This is a genomic window from Holdemanella sp. DFI.5.55 (assembly GCF_020593575.1).
Lineage (GTDB): Bacteria > Bacillota_I > Bacilli_A > Erysipelotrichales > Erysipelotrichaceae > Holdemanella > Holdemanella hominis.
Window position 1 is genome coordinate 1 of record NZ_JAJDMK010000007.1, and the last position, 16,716, is coordinate 16,716.

Annotated in this window: 16 protein-coding genes; 13 read left to right on the plus strand and 3 right to left on the minus strand. The window is 36.2% G+C overall.

The genetic code is table 11. From position 1 onward, the window contains the following. Window positions 1-78 precede the first annotated feature (78 nt). Window positions 79-1,713, minus strand: coding sequence for an NFACT family protein (locus LJE08_RS02885; protein ID WP_227402361.1), 1,635 nt, complete (start codon window positions 1,711-1,713; stop codon window positions 79-81). A 105-nt stretch (window positions 1,714-1,818) separates the two neighbouring features. Between LJE08_RS02885 and gmk the strand changes: the two genes are divergently transcribed. The 7 genes from gmk to rbfA all read left to right on the plus strand — a co-directional run bounded on the left by gmk (window position 1,819) and on the right by rbfA (window position 7,333). Continuing rightward, window positions 1,819-2,397, plus strand: a complete 579-nt coding sequence (gmk, locus tag LJE08_RS02890; RefSeq protein ID WP_117923877.1) for a guanylate kinase — start codon at window positions 1,819-1,821, stop codon at window positions 2,395-2,397. 96 nt (window positions 2,398-2,493) lie between these two features. Continuing rightward, window positions 2,494-2,952 carry a ribosome maturation factor RimP gene (gene rimP / locus LJE08_RS02895; RefSeq protein ID WP_117923879.1) on the plus strand — a complete coding sequence of 153 codons (459 nt, stop codon included), beginning with the start codon at window positions 2,494-2,496 and terminating at the stop codon, window positions 2,950-2,952. Window positions 2,953-2,962: 10 nt separating this feature from the next. Beyond that, a complete protein-coding gene (nusA, locus tag LJE08_RS02900) occupies window positions 2,963-4,576 on the plus strand; it encodes a transcription termination factor NusA (protein ID WP_222620921.1) in 1,614 nt (537 codons plus the stop codon). 11 nt (window positions 4,577-4,587) lie between these two features. Continuing rightward, on the plus strand, window positions 4,588-4,848 hold the full coding sequence (rnpM, locus tag LJE08_RS02905; RefSeq protein ID WP_117571801.1) for an RNase P modulator RnpM: 261 nt from the start codon (window positions 4,588-4,590) through the stop codon (window positions 4,846-4,848). Beyond that, entirely contained in the window at window positions 4,841-5,131 is a 291-nt protein-coding gene (locus tag LJE08_RS02910; RefSeq protein WP_117923883.1) for a ribosomal L7Ae/L30e/S12e/Gadd45 family protein, read from the plus strand. The genes rnpM and LJE08_RS02910 overlap by 8 nt, the downstream gene beginning before the upstream one ends. A gap of 8 nt (window positions 5,132-5,139) precedes the next feature. Then, window positions 5,140-6,993, plus strand: coding sequence for a translation initiation factor IF-2 (gene infB / locus LJE08_RS02915; RefSeq protein WP_186998418.1), 1,854 nt, complete (start codon window positions 5,140-5,142; stop codon window positions 6,991-6,993). Between the two features lies 1 nt (window position 6,994). Continuing rightward, the gene (gene rbfA, locus LJE08_RS02920; protein ID WP_186998417.1) at window positions 6,995-7,333 is read left to right on the plus strand and encodes a 30S ribosome-binding factor RbfA; all 339 of its coding nucleotides are present in this window, start codon (window positions 6,995-6,997) and stop codon (window positions 7,331-7,333) included. A gap of 264 nt (window positions 7,334-7,597) precedes the next feature. Here the strand turns inward: rbfA and LJE08_RS02925 are convergent, their stop codons facing one another. Then, on the minus strand, window positions 7,598-8,782 hold the full coding sequence (locus LJE08_RS02925) for an acetyl-CoA C-acetyltransferase (RefSeq protein ID WP_117923889.1): 1,185 nt from the start codon (window positions 8,780-8,782) through the stop codon (window positions 7,598-7,600). Window positions 8,783-8,917: 135 nt separating this feature from the next. Continuing rightward, window positions 8,918-10,123 carry an acetyl-CoA C-acetyltransferase gene (locus LJE08_RS02930; protein ID WP_186998416.1) on the minus strand — a complete coding sequence of 402 codons (1,206 nt, stop codon included), beginning with the start codon at window positions 10,121-10,123 and terminating at the stop codon, window positions 8,918-8,920. A 288-nt stretch (window positions 10,124-10,411) separates the two neighbouring features. On the opposite strand from LJE08_RS02930, the gene LJE08_RS02935 reads away from it, so the two are divergent. The 6 genes from LJE08_RS02935 to LJE08_RS02960 all read left to right on the plus strand — a co-directional run bounded on the left by LJE08_RS02935 (window position 10,412) and on the right by LJE08_RS02960 (window position 16,686). Continuing rightward, window positions 10,412-11,551: an acyl-CoA dehydrogenase gene (locus tag LJE08_RS02935; RefSeq protein ID WP_117571806.1), complete on the plus strand. Its 1,140-nt coding sequence runs from the start codon at window positions 10,412-10,414 to the stop codon at window positions 11,549-11,551. Window positions 11,552-11,572: 21 nt separating this feature from the next. Then, a complete protein-coding gene (locus tag LJE08_RS02940) occupies window positions 11,573-12,367 on the plus strand; it encodes an electron transfer flavoprotein subunit beta/FixA family protein (protein ID WP_117571807.1) in 795 nt (264 codons plus the stop codon). A 15-nt stretch (window positions 12,368-12,382) separates the two neighbouring features. Continuing rightward, entirely contained in the window at window positions 12,383-13,414 is a 1,032-nt protein-coding gene (locus LJE08_RS02945; RefSeq protein ID WP_117923891.1) for an electron transfer flavoprotein subunit alpha/FixB family protein, read from the plus strand. Between the two features lie 20 nt (window positions 13,415-13,434). After that, the gene (locus LJE08_RS02950) at window positions 13,435-14,271 is read left to right on the plus strand and encodes a 3-hydroxyacyl-CoA dehydrogenase family protein (RefSeq protein WP_117923893.1); all 837 of its coding nucleotides are present in this window, start codon (window positions 13,435-13,437) and stop codon (window positions 14,269-14,271) included. 63 nt (window positions 14,272-14,334) lie between these two features. After that, entirely contained in the window at window positions 14,335-15,114 is a 780-nt protein-coding gene (locus LJE08_RS02955) for an enoyl-CoA hydratase-related protein (protein ID WP_117923895.1), read from the plus strand. Window positions 15,115-15,135: 21 nt separating this feature from the next. Beyond that, window positions 15,136-16,686, plus strand: a complete 1,551-nt coding sequence (locus LJE08_RS02960; RefSeq protein WP_117923897.1) for an acyl CoA:acetate/3-ketoacid CoA transferase — start codon at window positions 15,136-15,138, stop codon at window positions 16,684-16,686. The last annotated feature ends 30 nt before the right edge of the window (window positions 16,687-16,716 follow it).

Sequence of the window (16,716 nt, forward strand, 5' to 3'; positions counted from 1 at the left end):
ACAATAAAAAGCCTATGCCCTTACGAAAAGGTATAGGCTTTTGTCAACAATCTGAAGAGATGGAATTTTCCATCTCTTTTACTTTATTTGATGATTTTTAATGATTTCTAATAAATGATTTTCATCTGGGTCAATATAAATGGTCTTATTGGATTTCATTGTCACAAAACCAATCTTAGATCCAGGTACCTTTTTAATTTGTGAGATCAAACAATAATCTACGGGTACGGAACTTGAATCTTTACCTTTTGAGTAATACGCGGCTAACATTGCGCATAATCGAATTTGTGGTTCGGTAAAGTCTTCACTCTTTAATAGTACGTGCGAACCGTGATAGTCTTTCACATGGAACCATAAATCGTTCTTTCTAGAGACTTGGTGTGTCACATAGTTATTTTGAATGTTATTTTTACCTACATAGATTTCACAATCATCAAATTCTAAATGAAGGACATTTGGCTTATTGTTCTTCCTTTTACGTTTATTGTCCTTTTTAGGCATCAATACACGTTGTTTAACAAGTTCCTCTCGAATTTCCCCAGCATCAAAGACACTGCAGTATTGAAGCTGTTCTTCGAGTTGTGTATAGTATTCAATATCTTGTTTACATTGTTCAATTTGTTCTTCTAAGATCACTAAACTACGTTTCATCTTATGATATTTCTGATAATATTTATTCGCATTTGTTTTTAGATCGTAACGCATATCAATTGGAATTGTTACATCTTCATTGGTTTCAAAAGAAGGTAATACAATTGTTTTTTCTTTTTGAATCTGGTACATATACGCAAAGATCAAATCACCATATTCTTGATATTTATGATAGTCTTTTCCATCTTCTAAGGCTTGTTCTAGCTTTGGAAGCTTTTTTGTTTGTTTCAATTTTTCCTTTTCTACAGTACGAATAATATCGCCATATTGTTCTTTGATCCGCTTTTTTTGTTCATCTTCTTCATATAAATGATTTAGCCCTTCCATGATCGTATAGGTATTTGGTTGTTCATTTAAATGTTTGAGTTCAATACAATGAAAATCTTTTTGATAGATATATAAAGTGTTAGAAGTAATAAGTTCATTTAATATATTGATGTATTTTTCGTTGTTTTTTATGCGATACATAAATTCATTGGATAGTAATGGTGAAAAGCCATAGATCTGTTTAACAAGACTTTGATCTAAATCGATATCTTGGATCTCAAACGGATTTTTCTTTTCCGGTTGAGCAGGAGCTACATAGTTTGCGCCTGGATGGATGAATCGTTTGGCATTTTCATATACGGGAATCCGTTTTAATGCATCTACAATTACATCATCTTTGACTAAGATCATATTGGCGTATTTCCCCATAAGTTCGATATTTAGATCGTATTTCACAAGGTCTTGAAATTCATTGCGACAAGATAAGTGTAAACATAAAATGCGGTCATAGCCAACTTGTTCAAAAGATTCGACAATGGCTTGTGAGCAGAGCTTTCTTAAGACCATTACAAAGTTGGATGGTTCTGGTTGAATGCCAGGAACAAAGTTTGCGATATATACACGGTTTGTGTTGGAATGTACATTAATGACAAGCTTTTGGTTTCCTTCATTTCGTGTGTGTAGATGAATCAATATTTCTTCATCGCTGATATTTTGTATTTTACCAATTTTACATGGGGTATATGCGTTTAATTTTTCTTGAATATTGTATAAAAATAATCCGTCAATAGCCATAGTGGACCTCCTTAGTCTGATAAGAATTATAACATAGTTAAATTAAATTTGACACACATGGTTTGGACTTGTAAAATGGATGAAAAGAGGGAGAGCAAGATTGTCATGCAAAGAGGTCTATTAATCATTTTGAGCGGTCCTAGTGGTGTTGGTAAAGGGACAATTCGAAAATATTTTGAAACAGATGAACGCCTAAATTTAGCGTATTCCACATCAATGACAACACGTAAACCACGTGCTGGAGAAGTGGATGGAAGAGATTATTTCTTCTCAACACGTGAAGATTTTGAAAAAGCCATTCAAGAAGGTGGACTTTTAGAGTGGGCCGAGTTTGTCGGAAACTATTATGGAACACCTTTAAAGGAAGTCAATCGCTTGCGCGATGAAGGAAAGAATGTCTTATTGGAAATTGAAGTGCAGGGAGCGATTCAAGTCCAGGAAAAGTGTCCGGATGCGATTTCTATCTTTATTATTCCACCTTCAATGGAGGAATTGGAAAGACGTATTCGTGGTCGTAGCACTGAGCCTGAAGAAATCATTCAACAACGTCTTGCCAAGGCTAGCAATGAAATGAAAATGGTATCACAATACAAATATATTGTATGTAATGATGATCCAAAGCTTGCAGCTGAGCTAATCAAGACGATTATTCTTCGTCATGTTGAGCTTGAAGAAAACAAATAGTTGCAAAAAAAGCTTTTTTGTGCTATAAATAAATTGTATAGAGATTCAAGGAGTGGGTTGTACCACTCCTTATATTTTGCTACTAAGGAGAAATGTATGGACAATCTTAAAGAATGGATTGAAGAAGTTCTTAATGACAATGGATGCCATTTGTATGAATTAGAATGGATTACAAATCAAGGTACACCATTATTAAGAGTTTCGGTTGAAAAAGAAGACGGTACAATGGATTTGGATACTTGTGCAACTTGTTCAGATGCGATTGGCACAATGCTTGATGAAAAAGACTGGTATGCCAAAGAATACATGCTTGAAGTTTGTTCGCCAGGAGCGGAAAGAGAGCTTCGTACGGATGAAGAAATTCAAAGAGCAGTTGGCAAATATGTTTTTGTCAAAATGAAAGATCCAAAACAAGGCTTAGATCAAGTCATCGGTGATCTAATTGAAGCTACAGAAAATGATGTAACGATTTCATATCGTGATAAAACAAGAACTAAGAAGATCACTATTGAAAAGAGTAACATTCAGCTGATTATGACGGCTGTAAAGGTATAGGAGAAAAAAGATGAAACCAAAAATTAAAGTTGCAGATTTAGCAAAAGCTCTACAGGGCATTGAAACAGATCGTCAATTAACGAAAGAAATTGTTGAAGATGCTTTAAAAGAAGCTTTGACAAAGGCTTACCGCAAACACATCGAAATTCCAGATGCTTATGTTCGTGTGGATGTTGAGGATGGAACGATTCACATTTATCACGAGCGTATGGCTGTTGAAGAAGTGGAAGATGATGAATTAGAAATCGAACTGGAAGAAGCTCAAAAAGAAAATCCAAACATTCAATTAGGTGATATGGTTGGAGAAGAAGTAGATTTTACGGATTTTGATCGTGCGGCTGTTGTACTTGCCAAAAACGTAATGAAACAAAAGATTCGTGAAGCTGAAAAAGCATTGGTTTACGAAGAATATTGTGACAAAGTCGATGAAATGGTTTTAGGAACGATTGAAACAGTTGAAGAAAAATTCGTCATTGTAAATATTGGTAAAACATTTGCGATGATGAAAAAATCAGCTCAGATTCCAACAGAACATTATAAGGAAGGCGACAACATATTAGTTGTGATTACTGAAGTCAACAAAGAAACAAAGGGTGCTCAAGTTTTAGTGTCTCGTGCAACTCCAGTATTTGTTCGTCGTTTATTCGAACGTGAAGTTCCAGAAATCTACAATGGAATTATTGAAATTAAAGCCATTGCTCGTGATCCTGGTGAAAGATGTAAGATTGCCGTTTATTCACACAATGAAAACATCGACCCAATTGGAGCATGTATTGGTCCTCGTGGAAGTCGTGTACAGACAATTATTGAAGAATTGAACGGTGAAAAAATCGATATCTTCGAATGGTCTGACAACATTAGTGAGTTAATTGCGAATGCATTAAGCCCTAGTGTGGGTGTTGCGGTGATTCCAAATGAAAATGTAAAAGACGGATTGATTGTTGTTGTTCCAGATAATCAATTATCATTGGCAATTGGTAAGCGTGGTAAAAATGCGCGTTTGGCTGTAAAATTAACAAATCACAAGATCGATATCAAATCGGAAAGCGAAATGCAGGAATTGGGTATTGATTACATGGCTATTAGTGCGAAAATGCAAGAAGAGTATGAAGAAAAGAAAGCCAAAGAACGTGCTTATAAGCAACAACAGAAGATTGAAGAATTAAAGTCAAATGAAGCAGATATTGAAAACATCGATGTAGCTGATTTTACTTATGAAGATGAAGAAGTGGATGCTGTTGAAGAACATTCTCAAGATACATTATTTGAAAAAGAAAATACAGTTGAAGAAAAAGAAGTCGATGAAATGGAAGAATTGGCTCGTATTGCGAAACAAAATCGTAAAGAAAAGACAGCTGCCGATGTAAAGGAATATACTTCTAAGTTTGAATCTATGGCAGATGCTTCAAATAAACAAGAAGAGCCTCAAGTTTCTAAACCTAAAAAAGAAAAGGTTGAAGAAGAAAAGAAACCAGTTGAAGTAAAAAAATTCAACTATGAAGATATGAAACCAATCTATTCGGATGAAGAGTTAGCAGAAATCGAAGAACAGGAATATGAAGATGAAAATGCCTGGGACGATGATGTTGACTACGAAGAATATGATGAATACTATGATGACTAGGAGTTTGTTTAATGCGTAAGATTCCAATGCGAAAATGTGTCGTAACACAAGAACGTTTCCCAAAAAAGGATTTGATTCGTGTGGTACGTACACCTGAACAAACAATTGAGATCGATTTGACAGGTAAAAAGAATGGGCATGGGGCTTATATTTCTAAAAGCTTAGAAACGTTGGCTCTTGCCAAAAAGAATAAGGCTTTACAAAGGGCTTTAGAAACTGAAATTCCTGATGAAGTATATCAGGAATTAGAAGCAATCATTACCAATGAATAAAGTTACGAATTTGATACAGCTAGCTTATCGTGCTGGTAAAGTAGCAAAGGGTGATTCTTTACTTGTTAGTATTCAAAAATCTCAAGCAAAACTTGTACTTGTATCTTCTTTATGCGGACAAAACCGTATGAAGAAGATTCAGGATAAATGCACATATTACAATGTGCCGTATATAGTGGTAGAACCATCTGTATTAGATGATGTTTCTTATAAAAAGATGAGTGCTATTGCGATTGTAGATAATGGCTTTGCCAAAGCGATTATCGAAAAGATGAAAGGTTAGGTGATTCGATGGCTTATAACAACAACAATAAAAACAAAAAGAAACCAAATCGAAAAGGGCATAAGAGTTCGTATCAGTCTAATGCACCTAAAAAGGAAGAAGTAGTAAAGGAAATCACATATAGTGATGCGATTACTGTAGGTCAGTTAGCACAATTGCTTCACAAAAATAGTTCTGAAATCATTAAATTCTTATTTATGATGGGAAATATGTCAACAATCAATACAGTATTGTCAGATGAGGATATTGAATTGATCTGTATGAACTTCAATGTGGAAGTACATAAAGAGGTTGTTGTTGACGAAGATGATATTGAAGAACAACTTCAAAATGTGGAAGAAGATGAATCAAAACTAGTGTCTCGTCCTCCTGTTGTCACAATCATGGGTCACGTTGACCATGGTAAAACAACATTATTGGATACAATTCGTAAAGCGAATGTTACAGAAGGAGAATTTGGTGGTATTACACAGCACATTGGTGCGTACCAAGTATCCTTAAAGGGAAGAAAGGTAACATTCTTAGATACTCCAGGTCACGAAGCATTTACAGCTATGCGTGCTCGTGGTGCTGAAGTAACTGATATCGTTATTATCGTTGTTGCAGCAGATGATGGTGTCATGCCTCAGACAAAAGAAGCAGTAGACCATGCTAAAGCAGCGGGTGTTCCAATTGTAGTTGCGGTAAATAAAATTGATAAGCCAGGCGCAAATCCAGATCGTATCATGTCTGAAATGAGTGAACTAGGAATTATGCCTGAAGAATGGGGTGGAGATACAATCTTTACTCAAGTTTCTGCTAAAAAGGGAACAGGTGTTCCAGAATTGTTGGAAACAATGTTGTTAGTGGCAGATATGCAAGAATTAAAAGCAAATCCAGATACAAATGCTTCTGGTACAGTAATTGAAGCCAAGTTGGATAAAGGTCGTGGACCAGTTGCGACATTATTAGTTCAGCGTGGTACATTACAAACGGGAGATAGTGTTGTAGTTGGTACTAGTTATGGTCGTGTTCGTAAAATGACAAACGATCGTGGTATGGAAATCAAACATGCTGAACCAAGTTGTCCAGTTGAAATCATTGGTTTAAATGAAGTTCCTAGAGCTGGTGATGTATTCATGTCTTATGATAGCTATAAGAAGGCTGCTGAAATCGCGGGTCATCGTTTGGATAAACAAATTGAAAAAGAACGTAATTCATCAAGTGCTATGTCTTTAGAAGATTTGGCTAAGAAAATTGATGAGGGTGATGTTCAAGAAATCAATGTCTTGATCAAAGCCGATGTTCAAGGTTCTGCGGAAGCTTTAAAGGCAAGTATGGAAAAGCTAGAAGTTGATGGAAATGTTCGTATCAATGTCATCCGTTCAACTGTAGGTACTATTACAGAATCAGATATCTTATTGGCAAGTGCTTCAAATGCGATTATTTATGGATTCAACATTCGTCCTAGTGCAGCTATTCGTAAAAAAGCCGAAGAAGAAGGCGTGGAAATCCGTTTACACAACATCATCTATAAGGCTCTTGAAGAATTACAGGCTGCTATGAAGGGTATGCTTGCACCAGTATATGAAGAAGTTGTCATTGGTCAGGCGGATGTTCGTCAGATCTATAAGGTAAGTAAGATTGGTACAATTGCCGGATGTATGGTTATGGATGGTAAGATGAAACGTGACTGTAAAGTTCGTTTGATTCGTGAAGGTATTGTTATCTATACAGGAAAACTTGGATCATTACGTCGTTTCGACAATGATGTTAAGGAAGTTATAAATGGTTACGAATGTGGTATGACAATCGAAAACTTTAATGATATTAAAGTGGGAGATATTATAGAAGGCTTCGAAGATCAGGAAGTGGAAGAATAGTATGTCATTAAAAACAGAACGTATGGAAATGACAATTCAAAGAGAGATTTCACATATTCTTCAATTTGAATTGAAAAATCCAAATTTAGGTTTTTGTACGATAACGGATGTACAGTGTACAAATGATTTATCACAAGCCAAAGTCTATGTTACATTCCTTGGGAAACAAGGTCGTAACGATGCAGGTATGCGTGTTTTAAATCAATCAAAAGGTTTTATTCGTTCTCAAGTTGCAAAAAAAATTAAGATTCGTAAGATGCCAGAATTGATCTTTATTCAAGATACAAGTCTTGAACAGGGAAATAAGATTGAAAACATCTTAAAGGAAATCGAAAAATAGAGAAGACTTAACGGTCTTCTCTTTTATTTTGACTTGATAGTATAAAGAAACAAATGCCTAAGGGTATGTAGGTGATGTTCTTTGACAACAGGTAGGTAATAATAAATGCAATGCCTGCGATAATAAATAGTATTTGATGTAGATTATATTTCATAGTTACTCCTTCATATAGATTATAGCAGTAAAATTGTTAAAACAATGAAAAAAGAGATTCAGTTTTGTCTGAATCTCTTTTTAGGAGTAGTCAGTTATTATTGATTTAAATCAGTCACGTTCTACGATAGTCGCACAACCCATACCACCACCGATGCAAAGTGTAGCTAAACCTTTCTTAGCATCACGTTTTTGCATTTCGTGAAGTAAAGTAACTAGGATACGGCATCCACTAGCTCCAACAGGGTGTCCTAATGCAACGGCGCCACCGTTAACGTTAACTTTGCTCATATCGAATCCTAAGTCTCTAGCAACAGCAACTGATTGTGCAGCGAAAGCTTCGTTTGCTTCGATTAAGTCCATATCATCAACTGTTAATCCAGTTCTTTCCATAACTTTACGAGTGGCAGCAACCGGTCCAATACCCATTACTTCTGGTTCAACACCAGCTAATGCACCTTGTACCCAAGTAGCCATTGGTGTAACACCTAATTCTTTAGCTTTTTCTTCGCTCATAACAACGATTGCAGCAGCACCATCATTGATTCCTGAAGCATTACCAGCAGTTACCATTCCGCCTTCTTTACCAGAGCAGCAACGTAATTTAGATAATGATTCAGCAGTTGTTCCTGGACGAGGTCCTTCATCCACTTTAAATTCAACGATATCTTTTTTAACTTTAACTGGAACTGGTACGATTTCATCATCGAATTTGTGTTCAGCCATTGCTTTTTCAGCTTTTTGTTGAGAGTTAGCTGAGAATTCATCTAATTCTTCACGAGTTAAATTCCAACGATCACAGATGTTTTCTGCAGTGATCATCATGTGGTAGTGGTTGAATGCGTCTGTTAATGCATCATTTACCATTGTATCAACGATAGTAGCGTTGTTCATACGGTAACCGAAACGTGCTTTAGTCATAGCATATGGTGCCATTGACATGTTTTCCATACCACCAGCAACAACGATATCAGCTTGACCAGCCATGATCATTGCAGCAGCTTGGTTAACACAGTTCAAACCAGATCCACAAACAACGTTTAATGTTACGGCAGGAACTTCAATTGGTAGACCAGCTTTGATACTAGCTTGACGAGCAACGTTTTGTCCTTGAGCAGCTTGGATAACGCATCCCATTAATACTTCGTCAACTTGTTCAGGTTTAACACCTGCACGGTTCAATGCTTCTTTAATAACAATAGAACCTAATTCAGCAGCTGGAGTGTTACTTAAAGCTCCACCCATTTTACCAATAGCAGTACGACATGCACCTGCTAAAACTACTTTTTTTGTCATATTAATATTCCTCCATGTAAGACTATTAGTCATTTACCTTTTAAACTTTAACATAGTGAATGATGAAAATCAATCACAAATTAAAAAATTCACAAGTGAATTTAAAGAAATAAGGAGAACACGTCTCCTTATTGATTAATCGCACATTTTTACGATAACAGCGGCACCTTGTCCTCCACCAATACATAGGGAAGCAAGACCAATTTTTGATTTACGTTTTTGCATTTCGTATAACAATGAAACTAAGATACGGTTTCCACTAGCACCTACTGGGTGACCTAAAGCAATGGCTCCACCATTTACGTTTGTCTTAGCTAAGAATGCTTCACGATCCATACCTGTAGCTTCTTCTAATTCGTGGATAACACCTAATGATTGAGCAGCAAATGCTTCATTCAATTCAACTAAGTCAAGATCTTCAATCTTTAGATCTGCATATTTTAATGCATTTAAGATAGCTGGAGTAGGACCTAATCCCATAACTCGTGGATCAACTCCACCTTGTCCAAATCCGATAACTTCAGCAATTGGTGTTAAGTTATATTTCTTAACAGCGTCTTCACTAGCAACGATTGTAAATGAAGCACCATCATTGATACCAGAAGCATTACCTGCAGTTACAGTTCCATCTGCGTTGAAGGCTGGACGTAATTTAGCTAATTTTTCTAAGCTTGTTTTACGAGGGTGTTCGTCTGTATCGAATATTACTTCACCTTTACGAGTTTTATAAGTAATAGGAACAATTTCGTCTTTAAATTTACCTGCAGCAATAGCAGCTAAAGCTTTTTCTTGAGAAGCAAATGCAAATTCATCTTGTGCTTCACGTGAAATGTTGTATTTTTTAGCAATGTTATCTGCAGTACATCCCATGTGAATTCCATACATTGCATCTGTTAAACCATCATGTAACATAGCATCCACTAATTTTTGGTCTCCCATTTTAGTTCCTGTACGGTTTTTGTAGCTCAACATGAATGGAGCACGTGTCATAGATTCAACACCACCAGCAACATATAAGTCACCAAAGTTAGCTTGAATACGAAGTGTAGCTTCCATAACGGCTTTCAAACCTGAACCACATAACATATTGATAGATTGTGCACATACTTCAACAGGAATACCTGCATCGAATGCAACGTGACGAGCAATGTTTTGTCCTAAACCTGCAGCGATTACGTTACCAATAATAACTTCATCCAAGTTTGCTGGATCAATGTTTGCTTGTTTAATAGTTTCTTTTAAAACTGTAGCCCCAACAGTTGCTAAATCAACATCTGTTAGACTTCCTAAAAAAGTACCAATTGCACTACGTTTCGCAGCAACAATATAAGCTTTTCTCATTTGTATACCTACTTTCTACTCTGAATCGAGATTTACTTTACATGCTTAGTCTAGTCCTTAAAATAGGGGATGTCAACCACTTGTTTATATTTTCACATGTTAAAAATACTTTATATATATTAATAAGAATATGTGTTTAAAACAATTTGTTAAAATATTAACAAAATCATTGACGACACTCAAAAAAGTATGTAGAATATGACTGTGTGAAAAGTTTAACATACTTTCTCATGCTATCGATGTCCTAATTCGAATAGTTCAAGAAAACTGGAAAGGAGAACTTCATTTATGGATTTCAATTTAACAGAACAACAATTAATGATGCAAAAGTTGTTCAGAGAAGTTGCGCAAAACGAAGTAAAAGAAAACGCAGCGGATGTTGACGAAAACGAAAGATTCCCTAAGGAATCTGTAGAAGTGATGCGTCAAGCTAAGATGCTTGGTATTCCTTATTCTCGCGAATATGGAGGAGCTGGCGCAGATTATTTATGCTACATTTTAGCAATTGAAGAATTGTCTAAAACATGTGCAACAAGTGGTGTAGTTTTATCAGCTCACACTTCATTAGGTACTTGGCCAATTGCTCAATTTGGTACTGAAGAACAAAAACAAAGATTCTTAACTGATCTATGTACAGGTAAGAAATTAGCTGCCTTTGGTTTAACTGAACCAAATGCCGGTACAGATGCTGCTGGACAACAAACAACAGCTGTATTAGATGGTGACGAATATGTTATCAATGGTACAAAAATCTTCATTACAAATGCTGGAGAAGCTGATGTATATGTAATTTTTGCCATGACAGACAAAACAAAGGGAACTCGTGGAATTTCTGCTTTCATTCTTGAAAAAGGAACTCCAGGATTCACATTCGGTCTTCACGAAAAGAAATTAGGTATTCGTGGATCTGCTACATGTGAATTAATTTTCAATAATGTACGTATTCCAAAAGAAAACTTATTAGGAAAAGAAGGTATGGGATTCAAGATTGCCATGCAGACACTTGATGGTGGACGTATTGGTATCGCTGCTCAAGCATTAGGAATTGCTCAAGGTGCTATCGACGAAGCAGTTGCTTATGTAAAACAACGTAAACAATTTGGTCGTCCAATCGCTAAATTCCAAAACACTCAATTCCAATTAGCTGATATGCAAACAAAAACTGATGCAGCTCGTTGGTTAGTATACTCTGCAGCTACTGCTAAACAAGAAGGTCGTCCTTATACTCAATTAGCAGCTGAAGCAAAATTATTCGCTGCTGAAACAGCAATGGAAGTTACAACTAAGGCTATCCAATTGTTAGGTGGATACGGATATACTCGTGACTTACCAGTAGAAAGAATGTTTAGAGATGCTAAGATTACAGAAATCTACGAAGGTACTTCAGAAGTACAACGTATGGTTATCTCTGGCGCTATGTTGAAGTAAGAAAGGAATTGGTGTTGAAAAATGAAAATCGTTGTTTTAGAAAAACAAGTTCCGGATTCAACTGAAATTACAGTTGATAAAAAAACGGGTGCGTTAATTCGTGACGGTGTTCCTGCAATCACAAACCCTGATGATTTAGCTGGTTTGGAAGCTGCATTGGAATTAAAAGATAAAAACCCTGACACTGAAGTTGTCGTAATGACAATGGGATTACCTAAAGCTGCTGAAATGTTAAAAGAAGGCGTTGCTATGGGTGCTGACAAAGGTGTTTTATTAACAGACCGTGTATTAGGTGGGTCTGATACATGTGCTACAAGTATTGCTTTAGCTGCTGCTTTGAAAAAAGTAGGATTCGACTTAGTTATCGCTGGTCGTCAAGCTATCGATGGTGATACTGCTCAGGTAGGACCTCAAACTGCTGAACGTTTGGATATTCCTCAAATTACTTACGTAGATGAAATCTTAGAAGTAAAAGAAGATTCAATCACAGTAAAACGTTCATTAGAAGATGTTGAACAAATCGTAACTGCTAAGTTGCCATGTGTTATCACAACATTATCCGGAATGAACAAACCTCGTTACATGCAATGTGATAATATCGTTGACTTGTGTAAAGAAGACAAGATTGAAGTTTTAACAAATGCTGAGTTAGGAATTGATCCTGAAACAGTTGGTTTCAAAGGTTCTCCTACATCAGTTAAAACTACTTTCACAAAAGACGTTACTGATAAAACAGAAGTATTCACATTGTCTGAGCAGGAAACTGCAGATATGATTGCTAAGACTTTGAAAGAAAAGCAAATCATTACAAAGTAGGGAGGATGAAGTAGAATGGCTCGATTTGAAGAATTTAAAGATATCTTCGTTTTCGTTGAACAAGAAAACGGAAACATTGCAGAAGTAAGTTATGAACTTATTTCAGAAGCAAGAAAACTAGTTGCTTCTATCCCTGAATTTGGATACAAAGTAGTTGGTGTATTGCTTGGAGAAAATGTAAAAGAAAAAGCTCAAGAAGTTATTAGTCACGGAGCTGATAAAGTAATCGTTGTTGATGATGCTTTATTAAAAGACTATTCAACTCAATTCTATGCTGATGCTTTAACACAAGTTGTTTTAGCTCACAAACCAGATTCAATGTTAACTGGTGCCACTCCATTAGGACGTGATTTAGCACCACGTGTAGCTGCTCGTTTAAATGTAGGTCTAACTGCAGATGCTACTAAGATCGAAGTAGACTTAGAATATGCTAAAGAAAATGGTGAATCATTATTAGACGTAACTCGTCCTACATTCGGTGGTAACTTATTTGGTACAATCGTATGTAAAGATACTCGTCCACAGATGGCTACAATTCGACCAAAAGTATTCGAATTAGCTCCAGCAGATACAACTCGTACTGGTGAAGTTGAAGAATTTACACCAACTTGGAGAACAACAGATCCTCAAGTATTCGTAGAAAAAGTAATTGAAAAAGTTAAAGCTGATGTAGATATCACAAAAGCTGACATCTTAGTAGGTGCTGGTCGTGGTGCTGAAAACTGCTTAGATGTACTTCAAAAAGTAGCTGACGAATTAGGTGGAGTAGTTTGCTGTACACGTGCCGTTGTTGAAGATGGATTCTTAGACAAAGATCGTCAGGTAGGTCAAACAGGTAAGACTGTACGTCCTTCATTATATATTGCTTGCGGTATTTCTGGAGCTGTACAACACTGTGCAGGTATGGATAAATCAGATTTGATCATCTCTATCAACCGTGACCCTCAAGCAGAAATCTTCAATATTTCTAACATGGGATTTGTTGGAGATTGCGCAACTGTATTACCTTTATTAGTAGAATCAATTAAAGCTGCAAAAGCTGAATAATAAAAAGGAGCATATTTAAAATGAAAAATGTAGGTGTTATTGGTGCTGGAACAATGGGGCAAGGTATTGCCAATGCATTTGCTACAGCTGGATACAATGTAACTGTGTGTGATATTAAAATCGAATGGGCACAAAATGGTATCAACAAAATTTGTGCTAAATTAGATAAATTAGTATCTCGTGAAAAAATGACTGCTGAAAAAGCAGAAGGTATCAAAGCTAACTTAACTGCTGGTGAATACAAAGACTTAGCTGACTGCGATTTAATCGTTGAAGCTGTTCTTGAAAAAATGGAAATCAAAAAAGACTTATTCAAGACTTTAGATGAAATCTGTAAAGAAGACTGCATTTTCGGAACAAACACTTCAAGTTTAAGTGTTACTGAAATTGCTAACGGAATCAAACACAACGTTATCGGTATGCACTTCTTTAACCCAGCTGATCGTATGAAATTAGTTGAAGTTATTTCTGGTGAAAACACTCCAGTTGAAACAAAAGAAGCTATCATCGAATGCTCTAAATCATTAGGAAAAACTCCAGTAGAAGTTGCTGAAGGACCTGGATTCGTAGTTAACCGTATCTTAATTCCAATGATCAATGAAGCTTGCTTCATTTACCAAGAAGGATTGGCAAGTGTTGAAGATATCGATACAGCTATGAAACTTGGAGCTAACCACCCAATGGGACCATTGGCTTTGGGTGACTTAATTGGATTGGATATTGTTTTAGATGTAATGGAAGTATTATATACTGAAACAGGAGATCCAAAATATCGTCCATGTACATTATTAAAGAAAATGGTTCGTGCTGGAAAATTAGGTCAAAAAACTAAACAAGGATTCTACAGCTACAACTAGTGAAATAACTAAAGTGAAACACTCGTTGTTTCACTTTTTATTTAAATATAGAGGAGAACAATCATGGAAAACGTATTATTAGAAAAACAAGGTCACGTTTCAATTATCACAATTAATCGTGAAAAAGCATTAAACGCTTTATCAACAGCTGTATTAAACGACTTAGAAGAAGCTGTGAATACAGTAGAAGCAGATAAAGATACTTATTGTGTAGTTATCACTGGTGCTGGAAACAAATCATTCGTTGCTGGTGCAGATATTGCTGAAATGAAAGACAAAACTGTTGAAGAAGCTGCTGAATATGGAGCTTACGGAAACAAAATCTTCCGTCAAATTGAAACTTTACACTGCCCAGTAATTGCAGCAGTAAATGGTTTTGCATTAGGTGGTGGATGTGAATTAAGCATGGCTTGTGATATTCGTATTGCGGCTGAAAATGCTGTATTTGGACAACCAGAAGTAGGATTAGGTATTACTCCAGGTTTTGGTGGAACTCAACGTTTAGCTCGTTTAGTACCTGCTGGAATTGCTAAAGAAATGATCTTTACAGCTCGTAATATCAAAGCAGATAAAGCATTGGCTATTGGATTAGTAAATGCGGTCGTTCCTCAAGAAGAATTAATGGCAACTGCTTTAAAGATGGCTAATGGAATCTGCAAGAACGCTCCAATTGCTGTTGCTCAATCTAAAAAAGCAATCAACGCTGGACTTCAAACAGATATGGATTCAGCTATCGCTATCGAAGTAAAAGATTTCTCGGATTGCTTCGCAACAGAAGATCAAACTTACGGAATGGAATGCTTCGTAAACAAAGTAAAAGAAAAAGAATTTAAAAACAAATAATTATTTGAAAGGATGATTTAAATGTCAAAAGTAATGTCAGCCCAAGAAGCCATCAGTTTGATCAAAGATGGCGATAAAATTGGTGTTGGTGGATTTATTGGGATGGGTCACCCTCAAGAACTTAGTGTTGCCATTGAAAAGAGTTTCTTAGAAACTGGACACCCTAGAGATTTAACAGTTATGTTCTCTGCAGGTGTAGGAGATGGAACACCTGATCTTGGATTGAACCACATAGGTCACGAAGGATTGTTAAAAAGAATTATTGGTGGTCACTGGGGATTGATTCCTACTTTCCAAAAATTAGTTTTTGAGAATAAAGTAGAAGGATACAACTTACCACTAGGAACCATTAGTTTGATGTTCCGTGAAATTGCTGGACACCGTCCTGGCGTTATCACTAAAATAGGTTTGAAAACATTTATTGACCCACGTATAGAAGGTGCGAAAATGAATGAACGCACTAAAGAAGACTTAGTTGAATTAATCAATATGGATGGAGAAGAATGGTTACGTTATAAATCATTCCCATTGGATATTGCTTTAATTCGTGGTACATATGCCGATGAAGATGGAAACTGCTCAATGTGTAAAGAAGCAGCTACTCTTGATTCAATCAGTATTGCCCAAGCTGTTAAAAACAGTGGTGGTAAAGTTATTCTACAGGTAGAAAAAATCGTAGAACGCGGTTCATTAAAACCAATGGATGTTAAGATTCCTGGTATTTATGTTGATGCAATCGTGGTTGCAAATCCAGAAAATCACTGGCAAACTTACTCAGATCCATACAATCCATCATTCTGTGGTGAAATTCGTGTACCAGTTAATTCAATTGAACCAATGCCCTTAAATGCACGTAAAGTTGTTTGTCGTCGTGCTGCTATGGAATTGGATCCATCAGCTGTTATCAACTTGGGAATTGGTATGCCAGAAGGTATCGCAAATGTTGCCAATGAAGAAGGTTTACCAGGACTTAAGATGACTGTAGAAGCTGGAGGAATTGGTGGTGTTCCAATGAATGGAACTGCCTTCGGTGCATGTACAAATCCAGATGCAATCATTGACCAAACATATCAGTTTGACTTTTATGATGGTGGTGGATTAGACCAAGCTTTCTTAGGACTTGCTGAATGTGATCCAAAAGGTGATATCAACGTTTCTCGTTTTGGACCAAAAATTGCTGGATGTGGTGGATTTATTAATATTACCCAAACATCACCAGTTGTTGTTTATTGTGGAACATTCACAGCTAAAGGTTTAAAAGAAACAATTGGTAATGGTAAATTGACAATTGATCAAGAAGGTCAAATCAAAAAATTCAAGAACCATATTGAACAGGTTACTTTCTCAGCAGATTATGCGAATGAAACAGGTCAAAAAATCTTATATATCACTGAGCGTGCCGTATTTAAGTTAATTGATGGTAAATTAACATTGATCGAAATCGCTCCAGGTGTAGATTTACAAAAAGATGTATTAGATCAAATGGAATTTAAGCCATACATCGCTGAAGATTTGAAGTTGATGGATGCACGTCTATTTACGGATGAAATCATGGGTTTAAAAGAAGAATAAATTGAATAAACAGGTCAAATGACCTGTTTT